Origin of the sequence: Variovorax endophyticus (assembly GCF_025376855.1) — a bacterium.
Lineage (GTDB): Bacteria > Pseudomonadota > Gammaproteobacteria > Burkholderiales > Burkholderiaceae_C > Variovorax.
The window spans coordinates 1-14,365 of record NZ_JAHUTH010000040.1; the positions used below are offsets into that span (position 1 = coordinate 1).

At 70.2% G+C, this 14,365-nt stretch carries 11 protein-coding genes; 9 read left to right on the plus strand and 2 right to left on the minus strand.

Annotated elements, in window-relative coordinates:
- Positions 1 to 153 precede the first annotated feature (153 nt).
- The 8 genes from KV106_RS35485 to cydX all read left to right on the plus strand — a co-directional run bounded on the left by KV106_RS35485 (position 154) and on the right by cydX (position 10,795).
- Complete coding sequence (locus KV106_RS35485; RefSeq protein WP_261216445.1) at positions 154 to 1,944, plus strand: acyl-CoA dehydrogenase; 1,791 nt, start codon at positions 154 to 156, stop codon at positions 1,942 to 1,944.
- Positions 1,945 to 2,100: 156 nt separating this feature from the next.
- The gene (locus tag KV106_RS35490; RefSeq protein WP_261216447.1) at positions 2,101 to 3,063 is read left to right on the plus strand and encodes an NAD(P)H-dependent flavin oxidoreductase; all 963 of its coding nucleotides are present in this window, start codon (positions 2,101 to 2,103) and stop codon (positions 3,061 to 3,063) included.
- A gap of 78 nt (positions 3,064 to 3,141) precedes the next feature.
- Positions 3,142 to 4,263, plus strand: coding sequence for an acyltransferase family protein (locus tag KV106_RS35495; protein WP_409976595.1), 1,122 nt, complete (start codon positions 3,142 to 3,144; stop codon positions 4,261 to 4,263).
- A 155-nt stretch (positions 4,264 to 4,418) separates the two neighbouring features.
- On the plus strand, positions 4,419 to 6,104 hold the full coding sequence (gene cydD, locus KV106_RS35500) for a thiol reductant ABC exporter subunit CydD (RefSeq protein WP_261216452.1): 1,686 nt from the start codon (positions 4,419 to 4,421) through the stop codon (positions 6,102 to 6,104).
- Entirely contained in the window at positions 6,101 to 7,807 is a 1,707-nt protein-coding gene (locus KV106_RS35505) for an amino acid ABC transporter ATP-binding/permease protein (protein WP_261216457.1), read from the plus strand. Before cydD ends, KV106_RS35505 begins: the two co-directional genes overlap by 4 nt.
- Before the next feature lie 64 nt (positions 7,808 to 7,871).
- Positions 7,872 to 9,473: a cytochrome ubiquinol oxidase subunit I gene (locus KV106_RS35510; protein WP_057595805.1), complete on the plus strand. Its 1,602-nt coding sequence runs from the start codon at positions 7,872 to 7,874 to the stop codon at positions 9,471 to 9,473.
- Positions 9,470 to 10,624 carry a cytochrome d ubiquinol oxidase subunit II gene (cydB, locus tag KV106_RS35515; RefSeq protein WP_261216459.1) on the plus strand — a complete coding sequence of 385 codons (1,155 nt, stop codon included), beginning with the start codon at positions 9,470 to 9,472 and terminating at the stop codon, positions 10,622 to 10,624. Before KV106_RS35510 ends, cydB begins: the two co-directional genes overlap by 4 nt.
- Positions 10,625 to 10,645: 21 nt before the next feature.
- Positions 10,646 to 10,795, plus strand: coding sequence for a cytochrome bd-I oxidase subunit CydX (gene cydX, locus KV106_RS35520; RefSeq protein ID WP_057595803.1), 150 nt, complete (start codon positions 10,646 to 10,648; stop codon positions 10,793 to 10,795).
- 139 nt (positions 10,796 to 10,934) lie between these two features.
- Here cydX and KV106_RS35525 read toward each other — a convergent pair whose 3' ends face one another.
- Together KV106_RS35525 and KV106_RS35530 are read right to left on the minus strand one after the other, a co-directional pair.
- Positions 10,935 to 11,519 carry a GbsR/MarR family transcriptional regulator gene (locus KV106_RS35525; protein ID WP_057595802.1) on the minus strand — a complete coding sequence of 195 codons (585 nt, stop codon included), beginning with the start codon at positions 11,517 to 11,519 and terminating at the stop codon, positions 10,935 to 10,937.
- A gap of 50 nt (positions 11,520 to 11,569) precedes the next feature.
- Positions 11,570 to 12,622, minus strand: coding sequence for an AraC family transcriptional regulator (locus tag KV106_RS35530; RefSeq protein ID WP_261216462.1), 1,053 nt, complete (start codon positions 12,620 to 12,622; stop codon positions 11,570 to 11,572).
- A 178-nt stretch (positions 12,623 to 12,800) separates the two neighbouring features.
- On the opposite strand from KV106_RS35530, the gene KV106_RS35535 reads away from it, so the two are divergent.
- Positions 12,801 to 14,363, plus strand: a complete 1,563-nt coding sequence (locus tag KV106_RS35535) for a long-chain-fatty-acid--CoA ligase (RefSeq protein WP_261216464.1) — start codon at positions 12,801 to 12,803, stop codon at positions 14,361 to 14,363.
- Positions 14,364 to 14,365 lie beyond the last annotated feature (2 nt).

Here is a 14,365-nt window from a genome sequence, read left to right on the forward strand (position 1 = left end):
GCCGATCTTCTCGGTGGCCGACTACGGCCTCGTGGCCGACCTGTTCACGGCCGTGCCTGAACTGGTCAAGGCGCTCTGATCGCGCCATTGCATTGAGCCAGAGGGCATCGTTCGCGATGCCCTTTTCACATCCGCAGTATCGGGAGACATGAGATGAGCTACACCGCCCCCCTCAAGGACATGCTGTTCGACATCGAGCACCTGGCCAACATCGGCGAGATCGCCAGGCTGCCCGGCTTCGAGGACGCCGGCCTCGAGACCGCGCAGGCCGTGCTCGAGGAATGCGCGCGCTTCAACCAGGACGTGATCGCGCCGCTCAACGTCGCGGGCGACCGCAATCCCTCGTCGTTCAAGGACGGCGAGGTCACGACCACGGCCGGCTTCAAGGAAGCCTTCGCGCAGTACGTGTCGGGCGGCTGGCAGGGCCTGCAGCATCCGGCCGACTTCGGCGGCCAGGGCCTGCCCAAGACCATCGGCGCCGCCTGCGGCGAGATGCTCAATTCGGCCAACATGAGCTTCGCGCTGTGCCCGCTGCTGAGCGACGGCGCCATCGAGGCGCTGCTGACCGCGGGCTCCGACGAACTCAAGGCTACCTACCTCGAGAAGCTCGTGAGCGGCCAGTGGACCGGCACGATGAACCTCACCGAGCCGCAGGCCGGCAGCGACCTCGCGCTGGTGCGCAGCCGCGCCGAGCCGCAGCCCGATGGTACCTACAAGGTCTTCGGCACCAAGATCTTCATTACCTACGGCGAGCACGACATGGCCGAGAACATCGTGCATCTCGTGCTGGCGCGCGTGAGCGGCGCGCCCGAGGGCGTGAAGGGCATCAGCCTGTTCGTGGTGCCGAAGTTCCTGCTGAACGCCGACGGCTCGCCGGGCGCGCGCAACGACGTGCACTGCGTGAGCATCGAGCACAAGATGGGCATCAAGGCCTCGCCGACGGCCGTGCTTCAGTACGGCGACCACGGCGGTGCCGTCGGCTATCTCGTGGGCCAGGAAAACCGCGGCCTCGAGTACATGTTCATCATGATGAACTCGGCCCGCTATGCGGTGGGCATGCAGGGCATCGCGATCGCCGAGCGCGCCTACCAGCATGCCGTGGCCTACGCCCGGGAGCGCGTGCAGAGCCGCCCGGTCGACGGCTCGATCAACGCGAGCGCGGCGATCATCCATCACCCCGACGTGAAGCGCATGCTGATGACCATGCGCGCCTACACCGAAGGCTGCCGCGCCATGGCCAGCGTGGCCGCCGCGGCCTACGACGCCGCGCACCACCATCCCGATGCCGACGCGCGCAAGCAGAACCAGGCCTTCTACGAATTCATGGTGCCGCTGGTCAAGGGCTACAGCACCGAGATGAGCCTCGAGGTGACCTCGCTGGGCGTGCAGGTGCACGGCGGCATGGGCTTCATCGAGGAGACCGGCGCGGCGCAGTACTACCGTGATGCGAAGATCCTCACGATCTATGAAGGCACGACCGCGATCCAGGCCAACGACCTCGTGGGCCGCAAGACCGCGCGCGACGGCGGCCAGACGGCCAAGGCCATCGCCGCGCAGATCGAGAAGACCGAGGCCGAGCTCGCGAAGAGCGACAGCGCCGCCGCCAAGGCCGTGCTCAAGCGCCTGAAGGCCGCGCGCAAGGCCTTCGTCGAGGTGGTGGATTTCGTCGCGGGCCAGACCAAGGCCTCGCCCAACGCGGTGTTCGCGGGCAGCGTGCCCTACCTGATGCTCGCGGGCAACCTGGTGGCCGGCTGGCAGCTGGCGCGTTCGCTGATCGTGGCGCAGGACCAGGCCTCGCACAACGTCGACGTCGACTTCATGCAGGCCAAGATCACGACCGCGCGCTTCTATGCCGAGCACATCCTCTCGAAGGCGCCGGGCCTGCGCGACAGCATCGTCGACGGTGCCGAGAGCGTGAACGCGCTGGCGCTCGAGGCTTTCTGACATCCGGACTTCCGTACGCGAAGGTCGCAAAGGTTACGCAAAGGACGCGAAAGAGAAATCAAAATTTGGTTTTGCTTTTGCGCACTTCGCGGAATCTTCGCGTCCTCCGCGTCCGGCTGTCCGCTCCCGAATTCAACAACCCCTGAGACAACGACCATGTCGAAACTGCCCCCCGTGCTCGCGAACCTGCCGCTGCCGATCATCGGCTCGCCGCTGTTCATCATCAGCAACCCCAAGCTCGTGATCGCGCAATGCAAGGCCGGCGTGGTCGGCTCGATGCCGGCGCTCAACGCACGGCCTGCGGCGCAGCTCGAGGAGTGGCTGATCGAGATCACCGAGGAGCTCGCGGCCTACAACAAGGCCAATCCGGACAGGCCCGCCGCGCCCTTCGCCATCAACCAGATCGTGCACAAGAGCAACGACCGCCTCGAGCACGACATGGAGATGGTCGTGAAGTACAAGGTGCCGATCGTCATCACCTCGCTGGGCGCGCGCACCGACGTCAACGACGCGGTCCACAGCTACGGCGGCGTGACCTTGCACGACGTGATCAACAACAAGTTCGCGCAGAAGGCGATCGAGAAGGGCGCCGACGGCATCGTCGCGGTGGCGGCCGGTGCCGGCGGCCACGCGGGCATCAAGAGCCCGTTCGCGCTGATCCAGGAAATCCGCCAGTGGTTCGACGGCCCCGTCGCGCTGTCGGGCTCGATCGCCACCGGCGGCGCGGTGCTCGCCGCGCAGGCCATGGGCGCCGACTTCGCCTACATCGGCACCGCCTTCATCGCCACCGAGGAGGCCCGCGCGAGCGACGCCTACAAGCAGGCCATCGTCGAGGGCACTTCGGACGACATCGTCTACTCGAGCCTGTTCACCGGCGTGCACGGCAACTATCTCGCGCCCAGCATCGTCAACGCCGGCATGGACCCGGCGAACCTGCCCGAAGGCGACGTGAAGACCATGAGCTTCTCGGGCGGCGAGGGCAGCAAGGCCAAGGCCTGGAAGGACATCTGGGGCTCGGGCCAGGGCATCGGCGCGATCAGCGAAGTCTCGAGCGCCGGCGTCTTCATCGAGAAGCTCAAGCGCGAATACCAGGAGGCTCGCCAGCGGCTCGCGCTTTGAGAACGCGTTCCTAGCGTGAACGACCTGCCGGCCCCGGCGGCGAGCGCCGCACCTGCTCCCGCCGCGCGGCGGGAGCGCATGCCGCTGCTCGACGCGGCCAAGGGGCTCGCCTGCGCGGTGATCGTCGGGCATCACCTCTCGCGCTACGGGCCGATGCCCGCGGGCGCGTTGTCGCTCGCGCCCGATTTCCTCGGCTGGCTGGCCAGCGACGGGCGGCTCGCGGTCCAGATCTTCCTGGTGATCGCCGGCTTTCTGGCCGCGGCCAGTCTCGCGCCCGACGGGCTGCTGCGCATCGACCGGCCGCTCGTGCGCATCTTCCAGCGCTACGGCCGACTGGTGATGCCCTACCTCGCCGCGCTCACCGTCTGCGTGCTGGTGGCGGCCGCGGTGCGGCCCTGGCTCGACGCCGAGCTCGTGCCGGCCTCGCCGAGCATCGGCCAGCTGCTCGCGCACGGGCTGCTGCTGCAGGACCTGCTGGGCTACGAGGCACTGTCCACCGGCGTCTGGTATGTGGCGATCGACTTCCAGCTGTTCGCGCTGGCGCTCACGCTGATCGGGCTGCCGGCGCTGCTCGCGCCCCCGGCGGACCAACTGGCGCGGCCCGGCGAAGCCGCGCGCCGGCGCTGGCTCGCGGTCGCGCTGGTGCTCGGCGTGGCCGTCGCATCGCTGGCGTTGTTCAACCGCGAGTCCGAGCTCGACGACACCGCCTTCTATTTCTTCGGCGCCTACGGCCTCGGCATGCTGGTGTTCTGGATCGGCCGCGCCACGCGCGCGAGCACCTGGCAGAGCGCCATCGCGCTGCTGCTGCTGCTGGGCACGGGCGCGCTGGCGCTCGAATGGCGCAGCCGCATCGCGACCGCGCTGGTCACGGCGCTGCTGATCGCGGTGGCGCAGCGGCGGCAATGGCTGTCGCCGCCGCGCTGGCCGCTGGCGGCGGTCGCGCTGCAGCGGCTGGGGCGCATGTCCTATTCGCTGTTCCTGATCCACTTTCCGGTGCTGCTCGCGGTGAATGCCGCCGTGGTGCGGCTCGGGCCGCACGCGCCCTGGATCGACGGGCTCGGCATGCTCGCGACCTTCGGCCTGTCGATCGCCGCGGCCGCGCTGCTGTACCGCTGGGTCGAGACCCGGCCGGCCTCGTGGCGCGCCGTCGCCGCGCTGTTCGCGGGGCTGCTGATCAGCGGCATCGTCGTCTCGCACTGAGATCCCGCCGGCCGTTCGGGCCGGACGCGTTCCTTCGTTGACTTGCGCCCGTGCGGCGAAGCGGGCAGGCTTCGCCGTGCTCGCTGTTCGGTCAGGTTTTCGGTATCATTGTGGAAATTTCAGTAAATACTGAAAATTCACGAAATCAAAAACAGATGAACCCTTCCGCCCACCGTCGACCCCTGCGTGCCCTGGCCCGGCCGGAGATCGGCGGCGTGGTGCAGGGCGCGGCCGCGCTGTTGTGGCTGCCGCAGGCGGCGCTGCTGGCGGGGGCGGTGCAGGCGCTGGCCGATGGCGGCGGGCTGGCCGCGGTGCTGTGGCCCGCGCTCGGCATCCTCCTGTTCGGCTGGCTGCGCGCCGCCTGCGAAGCCTGGGGCGCGCGGCGCACCTTCGGGCGGGCACGCGCTCGGCTCTCGGACTTGCGCGCCCAGGCCGCGGAGGCACTGGCCGGTGCCTCGCCACTCGACCGTGGCCGCGTGCCCTCGGGCCTGGCCGCGAGCGCGCTGGCCGAGCAGGCCGAGGCGCTGGTGCCCTACCTGGTGCGCTACCAGCCCGCGCGCTGGCGTGCCACCGCGGTGCCGCTCGCGATCCTCGCCGTGGTCGCGAGCCAGACCTGGGTGGCGGCGCTGGTGCTGCTGTTCGCGGCGCCGCTGATCCCGCTGTTCATGGCCATCGTCGGCTGGCGCGCCAAGGCGGCCAGCGAGGCGCAGATGGTGCAGATGGGCGGCATGAACGCCTTCCTGCTCGACCGCCTGCGCGGCCTCGCGACCCTGCGCGCGCTCGGCGCGGTCGATGCCACCGCGGCGCGGCTCGCCGACTCGGCGCAGTCGCTGCGCGAACGCACCATGGCCGTGCTGCGCATCGCCTTCCTGTCCTCGGCCGTGCTCGAGCTGTTCTCGGCGCTGGGCGTGGCGATGGTGGCGGTCTACGTCGGCTTCCACCTGCTGGGCACGCTGGGCTTCGGCACCTGGAACGGGCCGCTGAGCCTGGGCCAGGGCCTGTTCGTGCTGCTGCTCGCGCCGGCCTTCTTCGAACCGCTGCGCGAACTCTCGGCCGTGTGGCACGACCGCGCGGCGGGCGAGGCCGCGCTCGAGGCGCTCGAAGGCCTGCGGCGAGAGGCGCTGCCGCTGCCGGGCGCCCACGCGCCGGACGTGCACGTGGTCTCGATGCAGCCCTCGAGTGCCGCGCCCTCGGTGGTCGTGCACGACCTGCATTTCGCCTGGCCCGGCGAATCGCGCCGCGTGTTCGAAGGCCGTGAGCTGCGCGTGGCCGCGGGCGAGCACATCGCGCTGGCCGGTGCCAGCGGTGCTGGCAAGACCGCGCTGCTGTCGCTGCTCGCGGGCCTGGTGCCGGCGCAGCAGGGCGAGATCCTGATCGGCGGCGTGCCGATGAACGACCGCACCGCCGCCGCGCTGCGCGCGCGCATCGGCTGGATGGGCCAGAAGCCGCACGTGTTCGCGGGCCCGGTCGCCGCCAATGTTGCGCTGGGCCGCGCGCTCGACGCGGGCGGCGTCGAAGCCGCGATGCGCTTCGCGCAGCTCGAGCACGTCGCGCAGGCGCATCCGGGCGCGGCGCTGGGCGAGGGTGGCCTGGGCCTGTCGGGCGGCGAGGCCGTGCGCCTCGCGCTGGCGCGCATCGCGGTCCATCCGCAGGCCGACCTGCTGCTGGTCGACGAGCCCACCGCCCACCTCGACACCGAGACCGCGCGGCGCGTGGCCGATGCGCTGCTCGAACTCGCGCGCGGCCGCACCATGATCGTCGCCACGCACGACCCCGCGCTGGCCGCGCGCCTGGACCGCGTCGTGCAGCTCGGCGCCGATGCCGCGGAGAAGGCCGCATGAAGCCGAACACGCACCGTCACGCGGGCGAATTGCGCCTGGTGCTGCGCCCCTTCTTCGCGGCCCAGCCGCGCGCCTTGCGCTGGGGCGCGCTGCTGGCCGCCGTGACCGTGCTCGCGGGCATGGCGCTGCTCGGCCTCTCGGGCTGGTTCATCACCGCCACCGCGCTCGCGGGCCTGCATGCGGCCACGGCCTTCACCTTCGACGTGTTCGCGCCCTCGGCCGGCATCCGGCTGCTGGCGCTGGGCCGCACCGCCTCGCGCTACGGCGAGCGGCTGGTCACGCACGACGCCACCTTCGGCGCACTGGCCGCGCTGCGCGTGCGGCTGTTCCGCGGCTGGGCTCGGGCCGAGGCGGCGCGCGCGCTGGCGCTGCGACCCGCGCGCCTGCTGTTCCGGCTCACCAGCGACATCGATGCGCTCGAATCGCTCTACCTGCGCCTGCTGGTGCCCGCCGCTGCCGCACTCGGCGCCGCGCTGCTGGCCGGCGTGGTGCTCGGTACGATGCACGCCGCGATGGGCGCGGCGCTCGCGGCCTGGCTCGTGGCCGTCGGCTGGGGCCTGGCCTTCGCGGTGTCGCGCCGCGCGCGGCGTCCGGCCCTGCGGCGCGCCCGCGCCATCGAGACCCTGCGCGAGCGCGCCGCCGACCTGGTGGCGGGCCAGACCGAGCTCGCGATGGCCGGCCGACTCGATGCGCAGCGCGAGGCGCTGGCCGCGGCCGACCGCCGGCTGGCGCGCGCCGACCTCGCGCTCAACCGCCTCGAGAGCACGGCCGGCCTGGCCTATGGCGGCGCGGGCACGCTCACGCTGGTGGCGGTGCTGCTCGCGGTGGCGGCGCTGGTGGGCGAGGGCGTGATCGGCGCGCCCTCCGCCGCGCTCGCGCTGCTGGTGGCGCTGACCGCGCTCGAACCCTTCGCCGCGCTGCGCCGCGGCGCGCTCGACGCGGGCCGTACCTGGCTCGCGGTGCGTCGCCTGGCACCGTGCATGGCGCAGGACGACGCGCCCACCGCGCCCCGGCTTCCCGAGGACGCATCGCTCGCGCTGCGCCTCACGACGATCGATGCCTTCCATCGCGCCAGCACCGTGCCCGCGCTCGAAGACCTCTCGCTGACCATCGCCGAAGGCGAGCGTGTCGCCATCGTCGGCCCGAGCGGCAGCGGCAAGTCCACGCTGCTCTCGGTGATCGCGGGCGAACTCGCGTCGCGCCGTGGCGAGGTGGCCGCGCTGCCCTGCTGCCTGCTGACCCAGCGCACCGAGCTGTTCGAGGACACGCTGCGCGACAACCTGCGGCTGGCCGATCCCGCCGCCGACGACGAACAACTGTGGGCCGTGCTGCAGGCCGCGGGCCTGGCCGACGACGTGCGCCATCTGTCGTCCGGCCTGTCCACGCGCCTCGGCGAAGGCGGCCTCGGCCTCTCGGGCGGCCAGTCGCGCCGCCTCGCGCTCGCGCGCCTCTTTCTCCGCCCGGTGCCGCTGTGGCTGCTCGACGAGCCCACCGAGGCGCTCGATGCCGCGGTCGCGCACGACGTGCTGCAGCGCCTCGCGCGCCATGCCGAGGGCCGCACGCTCGTGATCGCCACCCACCTGCGCCGCGAGGCCGCGCTCGCCGACCGGCTGCTGCGCATCGAGGACGGCCGCGTCGTCGCCGACCTGCGGCGCGGCGGCGAGGCCTTCGAGCAGGCGCTGCGGCAACTGCGCGCCGATTGAACGACACCGAAGCAACGCCAACCACTCCACCACGAAGAACACAGGGAACACAAAGGAAGCCACCATGGACCTCGACATCGTCGCCTTGTCGCGATTGCAATTCGCCGTCACGGCGCTCTACCACTTCCTCTTCGTCCCGCTGACGCTGGGGCTCTCGATCGTCATCGCCATCATGGAGACCGTCTATGTCATGACCGGCCGCGTGATCTGGCGCGACATGACGAAATTCTGGGGCGTGCTGTTCGGCATCAACTTCGCGATGGGCGTCGCCACCGGCGTGGTGATGGAGTTCCAGTTCGGCATGAACTGGAGCTACTACAGCCACTACGTGGGCGACATCTTCGGCGCGCCGCTGGCCATCGAGGGCCTGATGGCCTTCTTCATGGAGGCGACCTTCGTCGGCCTGTTCTTCTTCGGCTGGGACCGGCTCTCCAAGGTCGGCCACCTCGCCACCACCTGGGCCGTGGCCATCGGCTCCAACTTCTCGGCGCTGTGGATCCTGATCGCCAACGGCTGGATGCAGAACCCGGTGGGCGCGGCCTTCAATCCGCAGACCATGCGCATGGAGGTCACCGATTTCGCCGCCGTGCTGACCAACCCGGTGGCACAGGCGAAGTTCGTGCATACGGTGTCGGCCGGCTATGTCTGCGCGGCGGTGTTCGTGCTGGGCATCTCGGCCTGGTACCTGCTCAAGGGCCGCCACATCGAGCTCGCCAAGCGCTCGATGACGGTGGCTGCCTCCTTCGGCCTCGCGGCCTCGCTGTCGGTGGTGGTGCTCGGCGACGAGAGCGGCTACCTCTCGACCGAGCACCAGAAGATGAAGCTCGCGGCCATCGAGGCCATGTGGGAGACCCAGCCCGCGCCCGCGGCCTTCACCGCCTTCGGCTTTCCCGACCAGGCCGCGCGCGAGACCCACTACGCGATCCACATCCCGGGCGTGATGGGGCTGATCGGCACGCGCTCGCTCACCACCGTGATCCCGGGCATCGACGAGCTCGTGAAGCGCGCCGAGGCGCGCATCCGCGAGGGCATCAAGGCCTACGACGCGCTGCAGAAGATCCGCGAGGCCGGCGGCAAGCCGGTCACGCAGGGCGTGCGCGACGCCTTCGAGAACAACGGCGTCGACATGGGCTATGCGCTGCTGCTCAAGCGCTACGTGGACGATCCGCGCCAGGCCACCGACGAGCAGATCGCCAAGGCGGCCTGGGACACGGTGCCGCAGGTGGCGCCGCTGTTCTGGCTGTTCCGCATCATGGTGGGCATCGGCATGCTGCTGATCCTCTTGACCGGCACCTTCTTCGTGCTGTCGGCGCGCCGCACGCTGGACCGCCACCGCTGGCTGCTCAAGGCCGCGGTGATCGCGATCCCGCTGCCGTGGATCGCGGCCGAGGCCGGCTGGCTGGTGGCCGAGTTCGGACGCCAGCCCTGGGTGATCGAGGGCGTGCTGCCGACCGCGGTGGCGGTCTCGAACATCGGCATCAAGTCGGTGCTGTTCACGCTTGCGGGCTTCGTCGCCATCTACACCGTGCTGCTGGTCATCGAGCTCAAGCTGATGGTCAAGGCGATCCGCAAGGGGCCGGTCGCCGAGCACTCGCCCGACGAGGGCGACGCGCGTTCGCACGTTCCGCCCGCCCACGCCGTTTCGACCACCGGGAGCGCCGCATGATCCTCCACACACTCCTCGACTACGACACCCTGCGCTTCATCTGGTGGGCACTGATCGGCGTGCTGCTGGTCGGCTTCGCCGTCACCGACGGCTTCGACCTCGGCAGCGGCATGCTGCTGCCGTTCGCGGCGCGCAACGACGTCGAGCGCCGGCTCGTCATCAACAGCGTGGGCCCGGTCTGGGAAGGCAACCAGGTCTGGCTGATCCTCGGCGGCGGCGCCGTGTTCGCGGCCTGGCCGCAGCTCTACGCCGTCTCGTTCTCCGGCTTCTACCTCGCGATGTTCGTCGTGCTCTCGGCGCTGATCCTGCGGCCGGTGGCCTTCAAGTTCCGCAGCAAGCGCGAGTCGCCGCAATGGCGCGCGCGCTGGGACGGCGTGCTGTTCTTCAGCGGCCTGGTGCCCGCGCTGATCTTCGGCGTGGCGGTGGGCAACGTGCTGCAGGGCGTGCCGTTCCGCTTCGCGACCGACATGCACATCCACTACGACGGCAGCTTCCTCGGACTGCTCAACCCCTTCGCGCTGCTGTGCGGGCTGGTGTCGGTGGCGATGATGGCGATGCACGGCGCGGCCTGGCTGCAGCTGAAGACCGCCGGGCCCGTGGCCGAGCGCTCGCGCCGCTACGGCATGGTCGCGGCCGCCGCCACCATCGTGCTCTATGCGGCGGCGGGCTTCTGGATGGCCTCGGCCATCGGCGGCTACCGCATCACCAGCGCGGTCGATACCGTGGGGCCGTCGAATCCGCTGCTCAAGACGGTCGAGCTGCAGGCCGGTGCCTGGTTCGCGAACTACGCGGCCCACCCCTGGACCCTGGCCGCGCCGGTGGCCGGCTTCGCTGGCGCGCTGCTGGCGCTGATGGGGCTCGCGCTGCGGCGCGAACTGCTCGCGCTGCTGGCCGGCGCGCTCGGCATCGCCGGCATCATCCTGAGCGTGGGCGCCTCGATGTTCCCGTTCATCCTGCCGTCCTCCATCGATCCGCGCGCCAGCCTCACCGTGTGGGATTCGTCCTCGAGCCACCTCACGCTGTTCATCATGCTGGTGGTCACGGCCATCTTCATCCCGCTGATCGTGGCCTACACGACCTGGGTCTACCACGTGCTGTGGGGCAAGGTCGACGAGAAGGCGATCCGCGAGGAACGCGGTCACGCGTACTGATCGCAAGAAAGGAATAGAACGATGTGGTACTTCGCCTGGATCCTCGGCCTGCCGCTGGCGGCCGCCTTCGCGGTGCTCAACGCGATGTGGTTCGAGCTGATGGCCGACGACGCCATCCGCAAGGAGAAATTCGAGATGCCTGAAACGCCGGAGGGACAGGAAAGGCTCTGAAAGCGGACAGCCGGACGCAGAGGGCGCGAAGGTTTCGCGAAGAACGCAAAAGGGTCAAGGAAGAAATTTCAAATGTCTTCTTTCGCGACCTTCGCGGAATCTTTGCGTCCTTCGCGTCCTTGTCCCCGTATTGACAGCCTCAATCCGTCGCAGGCTTCTTCTTCCTCGATGCACCCCCCGTGATCCGGTCCTTGAGCGTCAGCACCTTGGTCACGGTCGAGCCCATGCCCATGAGCTGCATCGCGGTCTCGGGCGACAGCCGCTGCACGTCGTCGAACCACTTCATCAACCGGTCGATCAGGTCGTGCATCTCGCGCATGCGCTCCTGCGCATGACGCTCGGCCTCGCTGTGGGGCGACTCGAGCAGGGCATTGCGCAGCATCGAGAGCGTGGGTTCGATCTCGCGGCGGCGGCGCTCCTCGGCCAGCACGCGGAAGATCTCCCACACGTCCGACGGCGCCTCGAAGTATTCGCGCCGGTCGCCGGGCTGGTGGCGCAGGCGCACCAGGCGCCAGGCCTGCAGCTCCTTCAGGCCCATGCTCACGTTGGAGCGCGAGAACTCCAGCAGCTCGGCGATCTCGTCGGCATTGAGCGGACGTTCCGAGAGAAAGATCAGCGCGTAGATCTGGCCGACGGTGCGGTTGATGCCCCACTTGCTGCCCATCTCGCCGAAATGGGCGACGAACTGGCGGTTGAGCGGGGGCAGGTCGGAGGTGGGAGGCATGGGGCGATTGTCGCCCGGGCCTTGCGGCCGTTCCGGAAGCTTCTGAAAACTCAGGGCGCCGGCAGGGAATCGCCACCGCCGGCCGCGGCCACGCGGCGCCGGTACGAACCCGGCGCGCCACCGGTCCAGGTCTTGAAGGCGCGCTGGAAGGCCGCGCTGTCGGCAAAGCCCAGTTCCGCGGCCAGCGCCGCCAGCGGCACGGCGCTGGTGGCCAGCCGCACGATCGCCACGTCGCGTCGCAGCTGGTCCTTGAGTGCCTGGAACGAGGTGCTCTCGGTCGCCAGGTGGCGCTGCAGGGTGCTGACCGACATGTGCAGGCAGGCGGCCACGGTCGCGAGGTCGGCCCAGGCCGGGCGCTTCTGCTGCAGGATCTCGCGCACCCTGGCGCTGATGGGCTGTTCGGCCAGCCGCGGCAGGATCACGTTGCCGGGCGAGGCCGCGAGGAAGTCGCGGATCGCATGCGCGTCGCGGTGCATCGGCGTGCGCAGCGCCTCGGCGTCGAACCACACGGCCGAGCAGGGCTGGCCGAAGCGCAAGGTGCCCGGGAACACCTTGGCATAGCCGGCCGCGTAGGGCGGCAGCGCGAAGCCGAAGTCGAAGCGCCGCGCGGCCAGCCGCCCGCCATGCAGCCAGGCCAGCAGGCGCCAGTACACGCGCAGCATCAGCTCGTGCAGGAAGTTCTGGTGGCCGATCGCGGGGTTCTCGATCGCGATGCCGAAGCCCGCGAGCTCGCCCTCGCGCAGCAGCACCAGCCGCAGGTCGTCCTGCAGCAGGCTGAAGGTGTGGGCCACGCGGCGCAGCGCATGGCCGAAATCGGGGGCGCCGAGCGTGGAGCGCGCGATCAGCGCCAGGCTGCCGCGGCGCATCCGGCGCGTGAGGAAGCACAGCGACTCGTCGTCGAGCCGGTCCATCAAGAGCGCGAACAGCGCCACGTACTGCTCGGCCGTGACGCGCGCGCCCGGCTCGGACAGCAGCGGCGGCGGCACGCCGGCGTCTTCCAGCGCTCGATCGATGTCGATGGGCGCGGCGGTGCCCCGGGCGCGGATGCCGGAGAGCATGCCTTCGACGAAGGCGACCGGGATGGTGACGGGCGGTTGCAGCATGGAGGAGGGCGATTCGACCGTACACGGGACGCGGCGGGCCGTCGATTGACGTTTTCTGCAATGCGAACGAAGCGAAGCGCAATCGCCGGCCCGGGCCCGGATTTCTACCATGCGTCCACGCCAGAAAAAGACCTGCAAAGGCGTGCCGACAAGACCAACGATTAGGAGACGAGCCACCATGTACCTGACCCAGGCGCTGCACCGCGCGATGCAGCAGAAACCGGACAAGACCGCGGTGCGCTTCGGCAGCCGCAGCACCAGCTTCCGCACCTTCGGCGAGCGCATCGCGCGGCTGGCCGGCGCGCTGCAGAAGCTCGGCATGAAGAACGGCGACCGGGTCGCGATGCTGTCGCTCAATTCCGACCGCTACCTCGAATACCAGATGGCCGTGCCCTGGGGCGGCGGCGTGCTCAATCCCTGCAACATCCGCTGGTCGCCGGCCGAGATCCTCTATTCGCTCGAGGACTCGGGCTCGCAGATCCTGCTGGTCGACGACGCCTTCCGCGCCGCCGCCGAGCAGCTGCGCGGCCAGTCCACCACCCTGCGCGAGCTGATCTACTGCGGCGACGGCGCGGTGCCGGCCGGCATGCTCGGCTACGAGGCACTGCTCGACAGCGCGACGCCCGTGCCCGACGCCTATCGCCATGGCGACGACCTCGCCGGCATCTTCTACACCGGCGGCACCACGGGTTTTCCCAAGGGCGTGATGCTGAGCCACGCCAACCTCTGCGCCTCGGCGCTGGCCGCCCAGGCCGAGGGCATGGCGCCGGCCGAGGGCTGCTACCTGCATGCGGCGCCGATGTTCCATCTGGCCGACATGGGCATCTCGGGGCCGCACTGGTTCCAGGGCAACACGCACGTGGTGATCCCGATGTTCAACCCCGAGGCCGTGCTCGACGCGATCGAGCGCGAGCGCGTGACCCACACGCTGCTGGTGCCGACCATGATCCAGATGCTGGTCGACCATCCCGCCATGCGCGACAGGCCGCGCGAGCTCGGCAGCCTGCGCGGCATCGCCTACGGCGCCTCGCCGATCTCCGAGGCCGTGCTCAACCGCGCGATGGCGGCGCTGCCGGGCGTGGACTTCGTGCAGGCCTACGGCATGACCGAGCTGTCGCCGGTGGCCACCATCAACCCCGCCTGGTACCACACGGTCGAGGGCCGCAAGGCCGGCAAGCTGCGCTCGGCCGGCCGCGCGAGCTTCTGCATGGAGGTGCGCATCGTCGATGCCGAGGGCGCCGAGGTGCCGCGCGGCACCGTGGGCGAGGTGGCGGTGCGCGGGCCGAACGTGATGCTCGGCTACTGGAACAAGCCCGAGCAGACGGCCGCCGCGGTGCGCGAGGGCTGGATGCACACCGGCGACGGCGCCTACATGGACGACGACGGCTTCATCTTCGTGGTCGACCGCATGAAGGACATGATCATCAGCGGCGGCGAGAACATCTACTCGGCCGAGGTCGAGAATGCCATCGCCCAGCATCCGGCGGTCGCGGCCTGCGCGGTCATCGGCATCCCGAGCGAGGAATGGGGCGAGGCCGTGCATGCGGTGCTGGTCGCCAAGCCGGGGCAGCCGGTCACGGCCGACGAGCTGATCGCGCACTGCAAGACCCTGATCGCGGGCTACAAGTGTCCGCGCAGCGTGGCGGTGGTCGAGGCGCTGCCGCTCTCGGGCGCCGGCAAGGTGCTCAAGACCAAGCTGCGCGAGCCGTTCTGGAAGGATCGCCAGCGCGCGATCGCCTGATC

Excerpts from the sequence above, each read along its gene's own strand:
- KV106_RS35485 (WP_261216445.1), top strand. The coding sequence starts at position 154 with ATGAGCTACACCGCCCCCCTCAAGGACATGCTGTTCGACATCGAGCAC.
- KV106_RS35535 (WP_261216464.1), top strand. The coding sequence starts at position 12,801 with ATGTACCTGACCCAGGCGCTGCACCGCGCGATGCAGCAGAAACCGGAC.
- KV106_RS35510 (WP_057595805.1), top strand. The coding sequence starts at position 7,872 with ATGGACCTCGACATCGTCGCCTTGTCGCGATTGCAATTCGCCGTCACG.
- cydB (WP_261216459.1), top strand. The coding sequence starts at position 9,470 with ATGATCCTCCACACACTCCTCGACTACGACACCCTGCGCTTCATCTGG.
- KV106_RS35530 (WP_261216462.1), bottom strand. The coding sequence starts at position 12,622 with ATGCTGCAACCGCCCGTCACCATCCCGGTCGCCTTCGTCGAAGGCATG.
- KV106_RS35490 (WP_261216447.1), top strand. The coding sequence starts at position 2,101 with ATGTCGAAACTGCCCCCCGTGCTCGCGAACCTGCCGCTGCCGATCATC.
- cydX (WP_057595803.1), top strand. The coding sequence starts at position 10,646 with ATGTGGTACTTCGCCTGGATCCTCGGCCTGCCGCTGGCGGCCGCCTTC.
- KV106_RS35505 (WP_261216457.1), top strand. The coding sequence starts at position 6,101 with ATGAAGCCGAACACGCACCGTCACGCGGGCGAATTGCGCCTGGTGCTG.
- KV106_RS35495 (WP_409976595.1), top strand. The coding sequence starts at position 3,142 with ATGCCGCTGCTCGACGCGGCCAAGGGGCTCGCCTGCGCGGTGATCGTC.
- cydD (WP_261216452.1), top strand. The coding sequence starts at position 4,419 with ATGAACCCTTCCGCCCACCGTCGACCCCTGCGTGCCCTGGCCCGGCCG.
- KV106_RS35525 (WP_057595802.1), bottom strand. The coding sequence starts at position 11,519 with ATGCCTCCCACCTCCGACCTGCCCCCGCTCAACCGCCAGTTCGTCGCC.